General features: G+C 48.3%; 17 protein-coding genes. 7 read left to right on the forward strand and 10 right to left on the reverse strand.

From position 1 onward, the window contains the following. Nucleotides 1-22: 22 nt before the first annotated feature. The gene (locus HNR50_RS13310) at nt 23-385 is read right to left on the reverse strand and encodes a response regulator (protein ID WP_184747265.1); all 363 of its coding nucleotides are present in this window, start codon (nt 383-385) and stop codon (nt 23-25) included. Between the two features lie 111 nt (nt 386-496). Between HNR50_RS13310 and lipA the strand changes: the two genes are divergently transcribed. Genes lipA through HNR50_RS13325 form a run of 3 tightly spaced genes read left to right on the forward strand, consistent with a single transcriptional unit; the run spans nt 497 to nt 3,907 of the window. Continuing rightward, nucleotides 497-1,387: a lipoyl synthase gene (gene lipA / locus HNR50_RS13315; RefSeq protein ID WP_221439881.1), complete on the forward strand. Its 891-nt coding sequence runs from the start codon at nt 497-499 to the stop codon at nt 1,385-1,387. A gap of 31 nt (nt 1,388-1,418) precedes the next feature. Further along, on the forward strand, nt 1,419-2,999 hold the full coding sequence (locus HNR50_RS13320; protein ID WP_184747267.1) for an alpha-amylase family glycosyl hydrolase: 1,581 nt from the start codon (nt 1,419-1,421) through the stop codon (nt 2,997-2,999). A gap of 5 nt (nt 3,000-3,004) precedes the next feature. Beyond that, nucleotides 3,005-3,907 (forward strand): DMT family transporter, encoded by a 903-nt coding sequence (locus HNR50_RS13325; RefSeq protein WP_221439882.1) that lies wholly within the window; start codon nt 3,005-3,007, stop codon nt 3,905-3,907. Here HNR50_RS13325 and HNR50_RS22410 read toward each other — a convergent pair. The 3 genes from HNR50_RS22410 to HNR50_RS13340 all read right to left on the reverse strand — a co-directional run bounded on the left by HNR50_RS22410 (nt 3,870) and on the right by HNR50_RS13340 (nt 7,062). Next, nucleotides 3,870-4,736 carry a lipase family protein gene (locus tag HNR50_RS22410; RefSeq protein WP_184747269.1) on the reverse strand — a complete coding sequence of 289 codons (867 nt, stop codon included), beginning with the start codon at nt 4,734-4,736 and terminating at the stop codon, nt 3,870-3,872. The genes HNR50_RS13325 and HNR50_RS22410 overlap by 38 nt on opposite strands. Continuing rightward, nucleotides 4,670-5,275: a hypothetical protein gene (locus HNR50_RS13335; protein WP_184747270.1), complete on the reverse strand. Its 606-nt coding sequence runs from the start codon at nt 5,273-5,275 to the stop codon at nt 4,670-4,672. The genes HNR50_RS22410 and HNR50_RS13335 overlap by 67 nt, the downstream gene beginning before the upstream one ends. 134 nt (nt 5,276-5,409) lie before the next feature. Continuing rightward, nucleotides 5,410-7,062: a Na+/H+ antiporter NhaC family protein gene (locus HNR50_RS13340; RefSeq protein ID WP_184747271.1), complete on the reverse strand. Its 1,653-nt coding sequence runs from the start codon at nt 7,060-7,062 to the stop codon at nt 5,410-5,412. A 376-nt stretch (nt 7,063-7,438) separates the two neighbouring features. Between HNR50_RS13340 and HNR50_RS13345 the strand changes: the two genes are divergently transcribed. The 3 genes from HNR50_RS13345 to HNR50_RS13355 are packed head-to-tail and all read left to right on the forward strand — an operon-like array spanning nt 7,439 to nt 10,066. After that, nucleotides 7,439-8,230: a transporter substrate-binding domain-containing protein gene (locus tag HNR50_RS13345; protein ID WP_184747272.1), complete on the forward strand. Its 792-nt coding sequence runs from the start codon at nt 7,439-7,441 to the stop codon at nt 8,228-8,230. An 11-nt stretch (nt 8,231-8,241) separates the two neighbouring features. Continuing rightward, on the forward strand, nt 8,242-9,285 hold the full coding sequence (locus tag HNR50_RS22415) for an amino acid ABC transporter permease (protein WP_246434021.1): 1,044 nt from the start codon (nt 8,242-8,244) through the stop codon (nt 9,283-9,285). Then, on the forward strand, nt 9,278-10,066 hold the full coding sequence (locus HNR50_RS13355) for an amino acid ABC transporter ATP-binding protein (protein WP_184747273.1): 789 nt from the start codon (nt 9,278-9,280) through the stop codon (nt 10,064-10,066). The genes HNR50_RS22415 and HNR50_RS13355 overlap by 8 nt, the downstream gene beginning before the upstream one ends. Here HNR50_RS13355 and HNR50_RS13360 read toward each other — a convergent pair. Beyond that, nucleotides 10,050-11,000 carry a class I SAM-dependent methyltransferase gene (locus tag HNR50_RS13360; protein WP_184747274.1) on the reverse strand — a complete coding sequence of 317 codons (951 nt, stop codon included), beginning with the start codon at nt 10,998-11,000 and terminating at the stop codon, nt 10,050-10,052. The genes HNR50_RS13355 and HNR50_RS13360 overlap by 17 nt on opposite strands. Nucleotides 11,001-11,070: 70 nt before the next feature. Between HNR50_RS13360 and HNR50_RS13365 the strand changes: the two genes are divergently transcribed. Then, nucleotides 11,071-11,412: a hypothetical protein gene (locus HNR50_RS13365; protein ID WP_184747275.1), complete on the forward strand. Its 342-nt coding sequence runs from the start codon at nt 11,071-11,073 to the stop codon at nt 11,410-11,412. Between the two features lie 193 nt (nt 11,413-11,605). On the opposite strand, the gene HNR50_RS13370 is transcribed toward HNR50_RS13365, so the two are convergent. From HNR50_RS13370 to HNR50_RS13390, 5 genes are read right to left on the reverse strand one after another with little or no spacing between them, the layout of a single operon-like run. Continuing rightward, entirely contained in the window at nt 11,606-13,426 is a 1,821-nt protein-coding gene (locus HNR50_RS13370; protein WP_184747276.1) for a M3 family metallopeptidase, read from the reverse strand. 55 nt (nt 13,427-13,481) lie between these two features. Continuing rightward, nucleotides 13,482-14,450 (reverse strand): tRNA-dihydrouridine synthase, encoded by a 969-nt coding sequence (locus tag HNR50_RS13375; protein WP_184747277.1) that lies wholly within the window; start codon nt 14,448-14,450, stop codon nt 13,482-13,484. 34 nt (nt 14,451-14,484) lie between these two features. Then, nucleotides 14,485-14,856, reverse strand: a complete 372-nt coding sequence (locus tag HNR50_RS13380; protein ID WP_184747278.1) for a hypothetical protein — start codon at nt 14,854-14,856, stop codon at nt 14,485-14,487. Beyond that, complete coding sequence (gene floA / locus HNR50_RS13385; RefSeq protein WP_184747279.1) at nt 14,857-15,855, reverse strand: flotillin-like protein FloA; 999 nt, start codon at nt 15,853-15,855, stop codon at nt 14,857-14,859. It lies immediately after the preceding gene. Nucleotides 15,856-15,857: 2 nt separating this feature from the next. After that, complete coding sequence (locus HNR50_RS13390; RefSeq protein WP_184747280.1) at nt 15,858-17,339, reverse strand: NfeD family protein; 1,482 nt, start codon at nt 17,337-17,339, stop codon at nt 15,858-15,860. Between the last annotated feature and the right edge of the window lie 75 nt (nt 17,340-17,414).

The raw sequence follows: 17,414 nt of genomic DNA on the forward strand, positions 1-17,414 counted from the left end.
CCCTATCTTAACAGAAGAGAGTCTATTTGGTCAGCATGGTGACGATTTTCACCAGAGACTCCGGTTCAAAGGGTTTGACGATCCATCCGTTGACTCCCAGCTCTTTACCGACGCTTTTTTTATCCACTCCGCTTTCTGTCGTGAGAAAAACAACGGGCTTGGAGCTGTAGGAACTGTTGGCTTTGAGAGATTTGACAAAATCGAAACCGTTCATAACCGGCATATTCACATCGACCAGAAACAGACCTATATCGGAACTGAGTTTATCCAGACCTTCCTGTCCGTTGGACGCTTCAATAATTTCAAAGCCCTGCGGTCCCAGATTCTGTTTGACCAGCATTCTGATGGTCGGGCTGTCATCTACACACATAATTTTGGCACTCATGATTCACTCCCATGGATATCTATAAGTTATTCTAAGCAACCAAATCGGGAAATGCAAAGAAAGGGGGGAGTTTTACTGGCGTATCAGTCATTTTTTCTGTATCTTATGGCTATGGAAAAACCCTTAAGAAAACCGGAATGGCTCCGCGTGCGGCTCAACACGACAACCCAGTACAAAGATGTGAGAAAGGCTCTGGGCGGCGGCAAGCTGAATACGGTTTGTACCGAAGCGAATTGTCCCAACCAGCACGAGTGCTGGGGTAAATATAAAACGGCGACATTTATGATCCTCGGAGAGATCTGTACCAGAGGGTGCCGGTTCTGTTCGGTCACCACGGGAAAGCCGGGACCTGTCAGCGAAGCCGAACCATTGGAAGTAGCTGAAGCTGTCAGAGATCTGGATTTGAAGCACGCCGTTATCACCATGGTGACCAGAGATGATCTGGATGACGGGGGGGCCGCTGTCCTGGCGGAAACAGTCAGAGAAATCCGCCGAATAAATCCCGTCTGTTCCATTGAAATACTTTCTTCGGACCTCAGGGGAAAAGAGGAGAACATCAAAGTTCTCTGCAATTCGAAGCCCGAAGTGGTCAGCCACAATATAGAAACAGTGAGAAGGCTCAAAAAGGAGATCTGTTCCGGAGCCACATACGAAAACTCCATTCAGGTTCTGAAGATGATGAAGGATAACAGTCCCGATTCGGTTGTGAAATCGAGCCTGATGATAGGCCTGGGCGAAACACGGGAGGAGATTCTCGAAACCATGGACGATCTTCTGGAAGCAGGCGTATCGATCCTGAACATCGGCCAGTACCTCCAGCCCACCAGAAAGAATGCCGCGGTCATAAAATACTGGACGCCGGAAGAGTTTGAAGAGCTGCGTGAACGGGCATTGGAAAAGGGATTTACTTTCTGCGAATCCGGTCCTCTGGTGCGATCGAGCTATCATGCGGGCAAGCATTTCGATCTCTATAAAAAAATTATTTCACAAAAAGTTCAATAGTCGCCATAATCATCCCTAAGGAGATTATGTTTTGAGATTCAAACTTCAACAGCTGAGACTTCTTAAGGTTTCAGCTTTTTTATTGCTCATCAATGCAAACGCTTTCACAATGGGTCTTTCTGAAAAAGAGCAGCCGCTGCCCGATCAGGGAGAATGGTGGAGCAACCGCGTATTCTACGAAATATTCGTCCGCAGTTTCTACGACAGCGACGGAGACGGTATCGGCGATTTTCAGGGAATCATTGCCAAACTCGACTACCTGCAAGAGGACCTGGGAATCAATGGAATCTGGCTGATGCCGATCAATCAGTCTCCCTCCTACCACGGGTATGATGTCTCCGATTACTACGATGTGAACAGCGAATACGGCACGCTTGAAGATTATAAAGAACTGATCGATGAATGCCACAAGCGGGATATCAAGATCATCATGGATCTGGTTATGAATCACTCGTCGATTGAAGTCAACTGGTTCAATGAGAATAAAGACTGGTACATATGGAATAGTGAGAAAACGCCCTCAACCGGCCCCTGGGGACAGAACATCTGGTATCCGAAGGACGGAGAATACTACTATTCGGTCTTCGATCGGATCATGGCCGATCTGAACTATACCAATAATGAAGTAACGGAAGAGATGCATAATATCATCAGGTTCTGGCTGGAGACCGGTGTTGACGGATTCAGACTGGACGCCCTCAAATACATGGTGGAAACTGATGGCCAGCTGGAAAATACAGAAGAAACCCACCAGTGGCTTGAGGATTTTTACAACTACTACAAATCTATCAATCCCGCTGCTCTGACCGTCGGCGAAGTCTGGGATTCCATGGAGAACATTCTCCCCTACAGCCGGGACGAGACCGATATATGTTTCGAATTCTCTCTGGCCGATGCCATGGTCAGCGCGGTGAAAACCGCCCGAAAGGGAAATCTGATCGCCGCCTGGAACCGCGTCCTGGAAAATTATGATAAAAACGACTACGCCACATTTCTGACCAATCACGACCAGAACCGTCTGGTCTCCCAGCTTATGAATAGCCGCGAACTGGCAAAAAACGCCGCTTTCCTCCTGCTGACGTCTCCCGGAACCCCTTTCATTTATTACGGAGAGGAAATCGGAATGAGAGGAGTCAAACCCGATGAGGATATCCGCCGCCCATTCCACTGGTTCGAAGGTCCCCGGGATGGTTTCACCACAGGTTTTCCCTGGAGATGGCAGGAAAGCTCTTTCCCCGACAGCCTGGCCGATCAGATGGAAGATGATTCATCTCTCTTTCACACCTATAAAGATCTTATAGACCTTCGGAAATCATACCGGGCACTTCGTACGGGTGACATGAAGCTGCTGACCACATCCTCCCCTTCGGTCTTCGCTTTTATCCGCGAAGATTCCGACCAGACAGTTCTGACCCTGATTAATCTGGGTAAAAGAGAGCTCGGGGATGTGTCCGTGGAACTTGACGATTCTTATGGCAACAGAAAGGTGAAACAGCTATACTGGTCGTCAAATACAGCCAGACCCGCTCCCTCGAGAAAGACCGAATCAGGTCAATGGACTGTTTTTTCCCAGCTGGAGGGATTCGGGGCTTCGGTTCTGCTTCTGGAGTAAAAAAATTGAAGAATCAGAAAAGAGCGGTGCTCACCGCATTGACCGCGGTCCTCTTCTGGGCGACAGTCGCCTCGGCGTTTAAAATTGCCCTGGGAGAGATGGATCATTACCATCTGCTGCTCTTTTCCACCCTCTCTTCGGTCATCATCCTCTTTCTGATGATCCTCTTTCAGGGAAAAAGCAGCGTACTGATGAAAATCAATTCGGTCGATTTGCGTTTTTCCACACTGGCGGGACTTTTCAATCCCTTTGCCTACTATCTGATTCTCTTCAAAAGCTACTCACTGCTTCCGGCCCAGATCGCCCAGCCTCTCAATTACACCTGGCCCATTATGCTTGTTCTTCTATCCGTTCCCTTTCTGGGCCAGAAGGCGGACAGGAAAAGCCTGATTGCCTTAATCATGTGCCTGCTCGGCGTGGTTCTCATCTCATCGGGAGGAGAGCCGGGTCAGACCGTTAATTCCTTCGGCGTGTTCCTGGCCCTCTTAAGCGCCGTAGTCTGGGGAGCGTACTGGATAATAAACATGAAAGATAAGCGGGAGGAGTCGGTGAAACTCTTTCTGAATTTTCTCTTCGGACTGATTTATGTGGTCGTCTACGGACTGATCTTTTCGGACATAACCCTTCCTTCGGTAAAAGGATTGGTCAGCGCCGCTTATGTGGGTGTCTTTGAAATGGGAATCACTTTTTTCCTCTGGTCAAAAGCTCTGAAAATGGCAGAATCGACAGCATCGGTCAGCACTCTGGCTTATCTGTCGCCTCTTCTATCACTGGTACTCATAGCTCTGGTTCTCAAAGAGAAAATCGCCTTGACCACTATCGCGGGCCTCTTAATCATCATCGGGGGCATTCTCTATCAGAAGGGGATCATTATTCTGCCCGGAGCGAATCGGCGTAATCCCCGATAAAATGCCAGGCGAGCCATAAAGAGGAAAAAGCGGTAATGGGATCGGGTTCCGGTCCGATATGGTAGGGTTGTCCGGCGTGATAATATCCCATCTCTTCGGTCAGCATACCGGGCATCATATCGCTTCCGTTGCGGTAGCGGTGCAAAGTGATTCTCGATTCCGCTTCAACCGCATCGGCGAAAGCCTTGTTTCCCGGGGCGGGAGAGCCTCCGATCTGACAGTAAATATCATCAAGTTCCCCGGTGGTGAATTCCCGGGATAAATAAAAGGCGCAGAGCACGGCCTGCACGCCACCGGCACTGTGTCCGGAAAGAAGAACCCGGGGGGTCGGGGGCGCGCCGTCGAGATAGAGCTGAACCGCCTCCCGGATTTCAGGAGCGATATCCTGGAAAGGCCGGTTGAAACCGGCATGAACCGCCATGTCCGGATCGATATCCGTCCAGAAGGGTTCCTTCCAGTGAATCATATCATAGTAGACATCCTCCGCCGTATCGGTACCGAAAAAAACGATGTATAAAACATCTCCCTCTTCCTGAATAACATACTTGAGATTGCTGTAAACTTTCAGTCCATCGGCTTCTGTCAGTTCTCCCGCCTTGTAAGCCGTTCTGAGCGATTCATGACGAAACATCAATGCTCTGTCCGTATCCGTGGCACCGCGGATCGAATCAGCCCCCCAGCGATCTTCCTGAAGATAAAAACCGATCTGACAACCTGTGAAGAGAATTATGAAAAAGATGTAAAAAAACGGCTTACCTTTCATCAGAAGCTCACCCCCAGAGACAGATTGGGATAGATCATCGCCATCCAGTATCCCGTGGAATACCACTCCAGCTCTCCTGCGGGACCGGAACCCGTGGGACCGGGAAAAATCAGGGCGGCAGTCAGTTGAGGTTCAAGTATAAAGCTGACCTTTCGCTTGCCGAAACTGAAACGCCAGCCGATCGATCCATGAACGGAAGGAATAAAAAAATGCGCTTCAAGAGAGCCCTGACGCTCTTCTCCGATAGCTCCAAAGTATAAAATACCGACTCCTGTCGACAGCTTTAAAGACCTGGCTTTGGGAAAAGGCGAAAAAACCGCATCGCCCGATAAAGCGCCAAAGAGAATCGAGCCGCCGTTTTCCGCCGGTACGCCCCCGGCTCCGGTCAGAACCTGAACAGCCAGGAAATCATTTATCCGCCTTTCATACCCGAAGCCCGCTCCTCCGCCCCGAGCCGCAATGGAAGCCCAGAAAGGAAGATACTCCATAGTGACAAGATTCTTATCAGATGCTCTGTTCGCAGGATTACCATAAAGACCCATAGGAGCAAAAACGAAAAGGATAAGAAGATAAGAAATAACAGATTTTGAGAAATGAGGTGCCATCGGAATTATTATAAGACTCACCGGAACCGATATCAAATTAAAAAAGGAGCTCCCCGGAGGAAGCTCCAAACCTTAACGATTAATTGTGTTACAAAAACAAGACATCTCAAGCTAGCGAAGCTCTATGAAAACGGTTATGCCTCGTCTGTTTTTTTACCGATAAACTGAACGATACCGACAAGCAGCGCCACACCGATAATCAATGCGATCCATGACGGAACATTAAGGACACCAGTCAGGAAATAACCGAAGATAGCGACACCCGCAGCTGTCAGCGCATAAGGAACCTGGGTTCTGACATGGTCGATATGGTCCGATCCCGAAGCCATGGAAGACATGATTGTCGTATCGGAAATGGGTGAGCAATGGTCTCCGAATATGGATCCGGAAAGAACGGCACTCATTGTTCCGACAACCAGAGGCGCGTGAGCGGGATCAGCCTGAACATAAGCGGCAGCCAGAGGAACAGCCAGAGGAATAACGATTGCCATTGTTCCCCAGGACGTACCGGTGGAGAATGCCACAACCATGGAAATAACAAAAACGATGATCGGAATCAGACCGCCGGGGATTTTATCCGAAACAGCGCCGACCAGATAATTGGCGGTTCCCACTTCATCGGCAACAGTTCCGAGAGACCAGGCGAGTATGAGAATGATCGCCGTAATGAGAAGAGATTTTGATCCATCAACGAAAGCGTCGAAAACTTCTCCCAGGCTCATAAGTTTCTGGGCAAGAGCCATAACTCCCGCTACGATTGTACCGGTAATGGCCCCCCAGATAAGAACTACAGAAGCGTCGGCATTACCGAAACAGGTTCTGATCCCTTCCCATGTATACCAGACGGTTCCTTCATCGCTGTAACCGTATCCATTATACCAGAGACCGGCAAAAGCCACGATAACCAGAGTCAGAATGGGAACGATAGCGTTTGAGGCTTTCAGTTTTACCCCTTCTTTGAACGTTGCACCTTCAGTCACATCACCGGCCATAAGATTGGCGCCTTCGCGGTGAACCTGTCCTGTAAGCCTGGCTCTCTTTTCCGCTTTCAGCATTGGACCGTAATCACGGCCCCGAAGAGCCAGTATGAATACCAGAGCCAGAGCGAACAAATTATAAAAACGATAGGGAATTGTCTGCATAAAGAAAGTAAAAACGTTTACAGGCTGATCTATGGCAGCAAAAGCGTCACCGATAAGACCGAACTCATAACCGATCCATGTGGAAATGACAGCCAGGCCGGCAATGGGAGCTGCGGTTGAGTCGACAATAAACGCAAGTTTCTCTCTCGAGATCTTCATCTTATCCGTAAGAGGCCGCATGGTTGGTCCTACGATAAGCGTATTGGCATAGTCATCAAAGAAAACGACACAGCCCATAACCGAAGCGACTATCTGAGCGCTTTTAGCTGTTTTCGCTTTTTTCGCCAGAGCTTCGGCTATGGCCTGGGTTCCACCCATCTTATTTACGATTCCGATCATGCCTCCGATGGAAAGCGTAAAAATAATAATTGCGGCATTCCAACCGTCGGCCAGAGAGCCGACAATATAGGAATCAAGCGTTCTCAGGAAAGCATAGAAAGGATTCCAGCCATTCATCATCAGGGCCCCGGAAAAAACTCCCAGGAACAGAGACAGAATAACCTGTCTGGTTACAAAAGCCAGAATAATTGCCAGAAGCGGAGGCAGCAGGGAGATGATCCCGAAACTCACTTCCGCATCTCCTTCAGCGAACAGCGCTGCCGGAATAAGACACAAGAGAAGCACAAGGTAAACTTTTTTCTTCACACATAACTCCTTGGGAAAATTTGAAAAGTCATAAAAATTATGCGGCTGAATTTTCAATCAGGCAACGCTTTTTTAGTTACTACGATAGTCGTAACTCTGTAGGATTAATATACGAATTTATTAATAATATTAAACAATATTGCATCTTGCGGAATAGAGTGTATTTCTACGTGTAGAATCCTCTTACTCCTTCAAAAGTAACAAAAATAAAGCTGAATTCCGTTTTTTTGCGCACACCATAAAGTATTTTTCGTTGATTTCAATCTAAATTCACTCAATATCATGAATTTTTAATATTTGTTGACCACAATTTTTATAAAAAATATAATTTGTATCTATCTGTAGAAAATAAAAAACAGACAACAGGAGCTTAAGTATGAAGAAGAGGATTCTTACAGTTTTAATTAGCATTGTCACTCTTGTGTCAATGTATGCGGGCGGTTCTCAGGAAAAAGAAGCATCTCCCCTTAACCTTATGCAAGAAGGGACTCTGACAATCGGTGTCGAAATCGGGTATCCCCCTTTTGAGGATTTTGCCAACGACGGCGTAACGCCTGTAGGTTACGATATTGATTTCGCAAAAGCGCTCGGAGAGAAACTCGGTCTTGAAATCGTTTTCATCAACACGGCATGGGACGGAATCTTTCAGGGTATCGGCGTTAATTACGACGTTGTTATTTCAGCTGTAACCATTACTGAAGAAAGAAAAGAAACCATGGATTTTTCAACCCCCTACATCGACAACTACCAGGCAGTCGTGGTACGGGCCGATTCAGATAGAAAAGTTACAAAATTCCAGGACCTCGACGGACTCGCGCTGGCGGTCCAGAAAGAAACCACTTCGGATATTCTGATCTCCGATTACATTTCCACAGGATCTTTGAACTGTACGGTCGCCCAGAACGAAAAGGTCATAACCTGTTTCACACAGCTTGACAATAAAGAGATCGACGCCGTAGTCGTAGACTCCACAGTTGCGGACGGGCAGGTCGGAAAATACCCCGGCAAATACAAAATCGCCTATCTCGACAAGAGCGAAGCCGAACAGTTCGGCGTAGCATTGACCAAAGGCAACACAGCTCTTCAGTCCGCCATCAACAAAGCAATCGATGACCTGAAAAAGGAAGGCTTCTTCCAGGAAAACACTGAATACTGGTTCGGTGGCTGATAAGGGTCATAATGAAAGATTATCTCAAAAAACTAATTAATATTAGACAATGGGAACAGTCTTCAAAAACAACTGCCATAATTATTGTGGCAGTTGTTCTTTTGTTTATTGTTCTTTCGGTTATCAATGTCTCCGAATCGGCCATGATGGATCATGCCTCGGCGGAAGTGAAACAGATGATCGAAGATGAAAAAGACAGTTCCCGAAAACGCCTTACCATAACCTATAACGATTTTAAAGCCATCAGCTACCTGTCCTTTACGACATCGGGAGCCAAAGCCCTTCAGGAATCCTATGTCGGTTTTGCCGGAAATATCTTCCAGGCCGATGAAGGTGTTGGTAAGTTTACCGGACAGATGATTAACTACACCTACCGGATGCTGGGAATCAAACAGAATTTTCTGCACGGCGTCAAACTGACAATGCTGCTGACAACATTGTCCATACTGATCGGATTTGTTTTCAGTATTTTTCTCGCCCTTGGCAAGATTTCAAAAAATGTAATTATCAGCAAGCTTTCCAGTGCATACATATTTTTCTTCAGGGGAACTCCCCTTCTGATACAGCTTTTCGTGGTGTATTTTTCCGTACCGGGGATCTTCGGATTCTCCTGGAGAGGACTTTTCGACATCTCCGATCCCGAAGCTGTTTACAAAGGCGCTTTCATTGCGGCTTTAATTGCCTTCTCGCTGAATGCCGCAGCCTATTGTGCCGAAATCGTCCGTGCGGCTATACAGTCTATCGACAAAGGCCAGCACGAAGCATCCAAAACGCTGGGACTGGGTTATGCTCAGACAATGACCCATATTATCATTCCTCAGGCCACAAGAAGAATGATCCCGCCTCTTGCCAATGAATTTATTATGATGATCAAAGATGTTTCGCTTGTTTTTGCGATTTCTCTCATGGACATCACCACTATATCCAAAACGATTATGACCAGCGAAGGAAGCTATCTCGTATTTCTTCCGGCTCTGGTAATTTATCTGATTGTAACAGCAATCTTTACCAGGATATTTGGAAAAATGGAAGAGAGGTTGTCTGTCTATGAATAACGAAAAAGAAACCAATGAATACGAATATCTCATCAGAACTGAGAATCTCTCCAAATCTTTCGGACATCTTGAAGTCCTCAGAGATGTGGATCTCGCCGTCAAAAAAGGAGAAGTGATCTGCATTATCGGTCCGTCCGGCGCGGGAAAATCGACATACCTCCGCTCGCTGATTCACCTGGAGGAGATAACGAGCGGCAAGATATTTGTCCAGGACAAACTGTTTCTTCACAGAAAGCATAACCGGACCGTTCACAGGGTTCCGGCGGATCAGCAGAAGGCCATGCTCCTGGAAATGGGAATGGTATTTCAGCGCTTTAATCTTTTCCCCCATAAAACCGTTCTGGAAAACCTGATACTCGCACCGATCATTATCCGGAAAAAATCAAAGGCCGATGCCATTGCTTCTGCAGCGAAACTGATTGAACGGGTAGGATTATCCGATAAGACAGATGTATACCCGAACAAACTGTCGGGAGGACAGCAGCAGCGCGTCGCCATTGCACGGGCGCTTGCGATGGAACCGGAGATCATGCTCTTCGACGAGCCGACAAGCGCGCTCGACCCGGAACTGGTAGGGGAAGTACTGGCGGTTATGCGGGATCTAGCCAATCAGGGGATGACCATGCTCTGCGTAACCCATGAAATGGGATTTGCAAAAGAAGTGGCCGACCGCGTCGTTTTTATGGCGGACGGGATGATTCTGGAAGAAGGGAAACCGAAGGATCTTTTTGAAAACCCGAAAAATGAAAAGCTGAAGAACTTTCTCAAGAATGTTCTTTAGAAATCGGTTCATCAGTATTTCTCTGAAAGTGTAGAATTTTCAATCCGGCTCCCGGGCCGGATTCGGGAAAGCTCTCACCTCCTTCAAGGCGGTTTATCAGTCTGAAGCTTCCGGAATTCTCTTCAATGAATTTTTCAAACCAGGAAAAATCATACCGGGGAGAATTGAGGCAGGCCAGGATTTCTCCGCCGGGAGTCAGGAATTCCGCCGATCTTCTCAGGATTTTTCCATAATCCCTCTCAAGGTTGAAACTTGTTCCCTGAGAGGGAGGAGGATCGATAACGACCAGATCAAAAGGGCCCGAACGGACTATTTTGCCGAAAGATTTCAATATGTTGTGACTCATAAAGGAGACAGATTCAAGACTCTGATTGTTCAGCCTGTGATTCTCCCTCCCCCGGGACAGGGAATTGCTGTTCATATCCACATTGAGGACATAGGAAGCTCCGCCGGCTATTGCCGCTACGGAGAAAGCACAGGTGTAGGAGAAGAGATTGAGGACTTTCCTGCCGGAACTGATGGAGCGGAGATAGCTTCTTCCTTCGCCCATATCGGGGAAAATTCCCGGATTCTCCCCTTTCCCCAGAGAAACCAGGTAACGCAGGCCATTCTCCTCGACCATATGCGGAAGAGGAAGCGGTTCGCCGAAAAAACTGTTTTTCCAGGGAGCCGAGGTTCTGTCCTGAAAGACAACAGAGGCAATCGAACCTGATCCCATCAGTTCCGAAGCGAACTCTTCGAGCCACCCGGGAGAACGCTCTTCATAAAGGGTGATAAAGATAGCCGGAGGATAGAAATCGGCATTGAGAAATCCCAAGCCGTCAAATGTTCCGCCGCGGCCGTGAAACAGCCTTTGCAAATCGCGGCTTTCGGTTTTCGTCAAATTGCTTCTGATATGGCTGAGGATTTTGCTGATTTCGAAGTTATTGGACAATATCTGACTCCCTTTTTCGGTACGGCTATTGCAAATAGCTTATGTTTATTATTATATATGTGTAGAAACTATGAAAGTACGTGACATCATTAAAGCAGTTGATGGCAGAGTAATCTGCGGAGACGATCTGGACAAGGACCTGACAACAGGCTGCAGTTCCGATCTAATGAGCGACATTCTCACTCTCGAACCGGTAAACGCCGTACTGATTACGGGCCTAGCGAACATTCAGGCTGTACGTACTGCCGATATGGCCGGAATTTCACACATTCTTTTCGTGAGAGATAAACTTATTTCCAAAGAGATGATCACCCTGGCGGAAGAGAGCGGAATTACGCTGCTTGAAACAGGGCTGTCGATGTTTGTTGTCTGCGGCAAGCTGGCGGCTGAAGGATTGTGCGGTCCTTATTAAGCTTTTCGGTTTCTGAACGCCCTGTTTCAATCCTGGTTATCAAGTAACATTAAGGTCGGCTCCTCAGATGATCGGAGCCTTTGTTCGCTCCCCGTAAAAGGGGGAGCTCATGTTGTCTGCGGCAAGCTGGCGGCTGAAGGTCTTTGCGGTCCTTACTGAGCTTTTCGGGGTCTGAACGCCCTGTTTCATTTGTTTATGAAAGCGATCTGTACCAGTCTCCGTACTTTTCACACATTTTTTCGAATCCCTCTTCCGAGTCGGCGATAACTTCATCTCCGTGAACCATTTTAATCGAACAGTTCAAGTCTATGGGAGTTCTTTCACTCTCGATAGATTTGATACGTTCTACTGAATCCATTGCAGCCTTTTTGTGGTCATCCAGAGATGTATTGACAAGTTCAACCGTAGCGTCGGCACTGAAATTCTCTCCCGTCAGATCCTTTATGTACTGAAGCATGGTTTTAGAGTTTCCGGGCTTCCAGTATCTTTCAGCCATTTCCTGTCCCACTTCCCGGTTGTCGGTTATATAACCGTATTTGTTGATAAAGTAGCGTTTGGTCTGGTAAACACCCATAATAGCCAGAACATAGGCATGGTAGGTCGCCGCGGCTTCGCCGGTCAGTAGATGGGGAACAGCCAGAGTCGGACGGGGACTGTCAAATCCGAAGAACTCATTCTCCGCTTCACGCAGCTCTTTAAGAATTCTATCGGCTGTGAGCTCATCATCGGATAATCCGTATATCCTTTTTTCTCCATAAGCGACGACTGTCAGATACCGGAGATCGAAGGCCAGGAAGCGATACTTATTATGGACAATTTCACTGATCAGCTCATCGGGCATTTTCCCGCCATCGCTGTTTTCCGCATATTTCCACAGCCAGTCGCCATCAAAGAGCAGAGAATCCATCAGCATGGATTGAATTTCGGCGAATCCTCCCGAAGTGGGAGCGAATTCCTGGGAATAACAGGGAGCAGGCATATCGATATTGGAAAAATGAGCGGCATGCCCCCCTTCGTGAAGGAGGGTTTTTATAGCTTTCCAGCCGCCCCCGGTCTGTCCCGGAACAGCATTGGCTGTAAAATTCAGCCTGGCGGGCAGGAACCGGCTGCCATCATTATAAGGAGGGAAAGGACCGTGCATAAAGCCGTTTTCGTATTTGCCTTTACGGGCGACAAGATCGATCTGAATGCGGGCACCTTTATAGTCGATTCCCATTGCGGAAAAAGAACGGCCCCATCGGAGCAAGGCCTGATCAAAGGAGAAATAAGGATCCTGTCTCTCTGTCAGATCTCCCGATGCCATATACCGGATATTCCAGGGATTGGCTTTCAAACCACTGTTATCCTTTTCCGCTTTTTTAAAAGAAGCAAAACAGGCTTCTGAGGTATCATCTTTCAGAACATCGAGAATAGAAAAAAGCTGATCGCGGGAAAATCCTTCGTTTACCTGGCAGCTGTAATCGTAATAATCTTCGAACCCGAGTTTTTCAGCCAGTTTATTGCGTTCCTTCACCAGATCGATATAACCATTTTCCAGCAGGTAAATCTCAAGATCTCTCATACCCTGCCAGGCGGCCTTCCGGACAGCTTCATCGGGGTCGCTTCCCACAAGAAGGAGAAGTTTTCCCATACCGGCTTCCTTGTGCTCCCCTGTAGACGGATCGGTATAGCCAAGGGGATAATTCCGTCTTTTCCGACCCATATCGCCTTCCATCTCAATAAGTCTCTTCTGAATGGCCAGAGCTTCGGGATCCTCAATGGCGTGGCATTGAAAAAAACGGAGCCATCCCTCAAGTCCCGTTTTCTCCCAGCGGCTAAGCCCTTCCTTATCCAGCTCGGTTCTGATTTCTTTTAAACGGGATAAATCGGACATAAAGGCTTTGAGAGCCGTTTCTTTTTTTTCAAAATCTCCCTGTTCATAAGATGAATGGTTCATATAGGCAGCCCAGAAGCTCTCTTCCTTCGCTGTATGCAATTTCAGATATTCGTTGTTCAGTTTTGTATTCAATGACATTTTTTTTACTTCCTGTTTATGACTTAAAGTGGCGGATGTGTTTTGTAGGCACAATTTATTCCTTAAATAATTTATTGACCCATATGTTATATTCGTCAAGATGAAGTATCCGCTTCATCTCTTCCATCTCCGCTTCGCGGCCGGGGAAAAGGGCTTCCAGATATTGCCAGTAGCTCTTCATTTTTCCCACCAGAGCTTCCTGCCGGTTGATTTTCTTTCCCAAAGTATCGAGAAGATCATCGTGATAATCTCGAAGCCTGTTTTTACGTTCCCGATTCAAAGGAACTATTTCCCGGAGACGATCGGCCTCTCCCCTCTCATAAGCCCGGATATCTTCCGGGAGAAAAGGATCCCGCAGCAATTCCCGACCGATCATCCATCTTTCCACCTCTTTAAAAGAACTTGAAAAATCAATCCATGTCCTGCGGCTCACATCTCCGCTGAAAACCAGCGGGTGTTTCAGTGTCGCGGCAACAGATTTCATGGCTTCGAGATCGACCGGTCCCTCATATTTATCAACTCCCAGTCTGGGATGAACTATAACCTCACTTAAGGGGAAGGTATTGAAAACAGGTATGAGAGCTTCAATTTCCCTGTGCGAGTACAATCCCGTTCTCACTTTTACCGATAAGGGCAGACGGATCTTCGGAATGACTGAAGCGAGAAAATCCTGAACCCTCTCAGGATGGGGCAGAAAACCCGAACCGCGACCTTTATTCACCACAGCGTCGGCCGGACAGGCCATATTGATATTGACCGACTTGAACCCCGCATCTTCCAGCAAATTGGCCAGAGCGGCGCAGGCATCGGGATCTTTACTGAGTATCTGAGGTTCCACAGGTATTGCTTCATGCAGGGAGGGAAGCAAACTCTGAAGGGATTTTTTCCGATATCGGCTGTTTTCCGCAACAACGATAAAGGGAGCGACAGCACGGTCAAATCCCGAAAAGTGGCGGAAATAAACTTCACGGAATGTGTTGTCCGTGTAAACCAGCATGGGAGCCATGTAAAGAGTCTTAATCATCGGGATATTCTAATACAGGAGTGAAATCTGATCACTACTCCAAATCGCGCAGAGAGACCGGTTTTCCCAGAATCTCGCTCCAGATTACAGCTTTCTTAAGGGGAGGAAGAGAATCAATACGCTCCATAGCCGCAGGGGTCTTCACTTCACTGGATATTTTACGGGGAAGTACAGAGTCGGGTCGGGAAAAATCCCATTTTTTATCTGCCTTCTCTCCCTGGCTGAACATTCTGTCAACGACTTTTGCCGAATCGACGCTATCATACAGGGAATCCTCACTCGGTGCCGTATTACCTTTGAGATTCTTACCGGCCGACCGGAAGATCTTCCTCAGGATCGGACTGGCGATGACGAGGATCATGAGCGCGAGTGTGATCATGCTATATATAAGGTCGCCGATTTTCATTTATCTGCCGCCTGCGTTATCGGGATTGCCATCTCCCCCGATGCTGTTCCGCATAGACGTATCCGCCTGGATATTCTTCATTCTGTAATAATCCATAATACCCAGATTCCCCTTTCTGAACGATTCGGCCATGGCTTTCGGGATATCCACTTCCGCCAGGACAACCTTGGCTCTGTTTTCCTGGATCTCAGCCAGCATTTCCGCTTCTCTCGCTTTTGCTGCCGCCCGGCGCTGCTCGGCAACAGCCTGGAAGCGCCGCATATCAGCTTCCGCCTGATCGGCCTGAAGCTTGGCTCCCACATTGGAACCCACATCCACATCGGCGATATCAATAGAGAGGATTTCAAAAGCGGTCCCCGCATCGAGGCCTTTTGCCAGTACCGTCTTGGAGATATTATCAGGGTTTTCCAGCACATCCTTGTAAGTCTGGGCGGAACCGATCGTCGTGACAATCCCCTCGCCGACACGGGCAATTATCGTCTCTTCCGTGGCTCCTCCGATCAGTCTTTCGATATTGGTCCGGACAGTGACACGGGCTTTCGCCTTCAGCTGAATTCCGTCTTTGGCGACCGCGTCGATAGTCGTCTTCCCCTTGTCGGGATGGGGGCAGTCAATGACTTTGGGATTAACACAGGTTTTGACCGCTTCAAGAACATCCCGTCCCGCCAGGTCGATTGCCGCCGCTTTGGAAAAGGGCAAGTCGAGATCCGCTTTGTTGGCGGCTATGAGGGCTTTGCTCACGTTGATGACATTCCCGCCGGCCAGATAATGGGTTTCTAGAAGATCGGAACTGGTGGCCAGACCGCCTTTCACCAGCATGATCCGGCTGTCGACAATCTGCTTGGCACTGACTTTCCTGATCCACATTCCGATAATCCGGTTCATTTTTACCGAAGCTCCCGACAGCAGAGCCCGGAACCACAGACCGAAGAACATAATAAAGATAAAAAGAAAAATCAGGCTGACAATTCCGCCGACAATATACAATGCTATAAACATTCCTAAACTCCTTTCCGGACCACGAGCCGCAGCCCCTCTTTTTTTATGACAATAACTTCTGAACCTTTTTCGATATACTCGCCATCGGTCTGAACGATGAGAATTTCTCCAGAGAAATCCGCTTTGCCGACGGGTCTCAAATCCGTCAAAGCTGTCCCCTTCTCTCCAAGTCGATTACTTTTGACCTCGCCCGCTGATTCAACTGCATCATCAGAGCCGCCATCTCCGTCACTCTTTAGTACGAGCCGGCTGAAGAGTCGGGATTGGGGAAGCATAATCATCAGCACCCCGATCAAGGCGAGAGCGCCTACCAGGCTTAATGAAACATAGAGGAGATTTTTCCGGAAGAGATCCCACTGCCAGACAAACTCGGGGACGACGAAATCCTGCCGGGACAGAACCAGAGACAGAAGGATGAGAATGATCCCGCTGATACCGGTGACTCCGAATCCCGGAATAATGAAAATTTCGACCAGGAGCAGAACGACGCCGGCCAGGAACAGGAGCAATTCCAGCGAACCCATATTGCCGATCATAGTGCTGGCGGCAAAGACAACGGTAAAACAAACCAGCGCGATTGTGCCGGGTATCCCGAAACCGGGACTGGTCACTTCAAGATAAAGGGCGACAAGCCCGACCATAACAAGAAGGCTGGTGACGGCGGCGCTGCTGATAAAAGCCACAAACCAGTCGGATCTGCTCTTTTCCAGAACGACAACCGAGGATCCGGTAATTTTCAAATAGTCATAAAGGCTGTCCCGGCCGGTAACGGTGGCGGAAGAAACGCCGTATCGCTCCATCTCTCCCGCGGTTAAGGTCAGAAGTTTATCGGCCGCCGACAACTGGCGCCCCCGGACGATTGTACTGCCGGAGACGCGCTCCAGTTCCTGAATCTCTCCGGGAGTGAAAAGGCGGACGCCTTCATCGGTTTCGACCTCATAAAGTTCAAGGTCGTCATCCACCATGGCCAGAGCAATGGACCGGGGGTAACCGTTCTTCTCGGCGAGAGCCGCCATCTGCCCCCGCACGGCGCTGACGGTTTTTTCCTCCGCCATGACCATCCCTTCGGAAGATTGGTATACGGGAGCTGCTGCGCCCATGGATGTTCCGGCGTCCATAACGATTTTATCGCAGGAAAAGGAAATGAGCGCTCCTGCAGACCAGCTGACACCGGTTCCTCCTGATGCGGAGGGAATGTAGGCAACCGTCTCGGCCCAGCTGACAGAGCCTATGAGAGATGTAATCTCCAGCGCGGAGTCGACGCGCCCGCCGAAGGTGTTGAGCTGGAAAATGATCATGGGGGATTCAGCCTCTTTGGCTTTGACGATGCTCCGCTTGAGAAATACGACGAGAAAGGGATCGATATCCTCATTGACGGGAATGATGTAAACCGGTCCGTTCTGTATTGCGCTATCGGTCTGTGAGATTAGGCTGTGAAGAGTCAGTAAGGAAAAGATAAGAAATAGAAATGCAATCTTCTTCATTGCTGTGCACCTCTGCTTTAAAGACTAAGCCTTCAGCAAGGCGCTGTCAAAGGTGAAGAAAATATATCAATCATT

The organism is Spirochaeta isovalerica (assembly GCF_014207565.1).
GTDB classification, from domain to species: Bacteria; Spirochaetota; Spirochaetia; order DSM-2461; family DSM-2461; genus Spirochaeta_F; species Spirochaeta_F isovalerica.

What these genes read in the sequence shown, in the direction of transcription:
- lipA (WP_221439881.1), top strand. Translation starts at nt 497, where the DNA reads ATGGAAAAACCCTTAAGAAAACCGGAATGGCTCCGCGTGCGGCTCAAC.
- HNR50_RS13375 (WP_184747277.1), bottom strand. Translation starts at nt 14,450, where the DNA reads ATGATTAAGACTCTTTACATGGCTCCCATGCTGGTTTACACGGACAAC.
- HNR50_RS13335 (WP_184747270.1), bottom strand. Translation starts at nt 5,275, where the DNA reads ATGGCACCTCATTTCTCAAAATCTGTTATTTCTTATCTTCTTATCCTT.
- HNR50_RS13365 (WP_184747275.1), top strand. Translation starts at nt 11,071, where the DNA reads ATGAAAGTACGTGACATCATTAAAGCAGTTGATGGCAGAGTAATCTGC.
- HNR50_RS13390 (WP_184747280.1), bottom strand. Translation starts at nt 17,339, where the DNA reads ATGAAGAAGATTGCATTTCTATTTCTTATCTTTTCCTTACTGACTCTT.
- HNR50_RS13355 (WP_184747273.1), top strand. Translation starts at nt 9,278, where the DNA reads ATGAATAACGAAAAAGAAACCAATGAATACGAATATCTCATCAGAACT.
- HNR50_RS13310 (WP_184747265.1), bottom strand. Translation starts at nt 385, where the DNA reads ATGAGTGCCAAAATTATGTGTGTAGATGACAGCCCGACCATCAGAATG.
- HNR50_RS13345 (WP_184747272.1), top strand. Translation starts at nt 7,439, where the DNA reads ATGAAGAAGAGGATTCTTACAGTTTTAATTAGCATTGTCACTCTTGTG.
- floA (WP_184747279.1), bottom strand. Translation starts at nt 15,855, where the DNA reads ATGTTTATAGCATTGTATATTGTCGGCGGAATTGTCAGCCTGATTTTT.
- HNR50_RS22415 (WP_246434021.1), top strand. Translation starts at nt 8,242, where the DNA reads ATGAAAGATTATCTCAAAAAACTAATTAATATTAGACAATGGGAACAG.
- HNR50_RS13380 (WP_184747278.1), bottom strand. Translation starts at nt 14,856, where the DNA reads ATGAAAATCGGCGACCTTATATATAGCATGATCACACTCGCGCTCATG.
- HNR50_RS13370 (WP_184747276.1), bottom strand. Translation starts at nt 13,426, where the DNA reads ATGTCATTGAATACAAAACTGAACAACGAATATCTGAAATTGCATACA.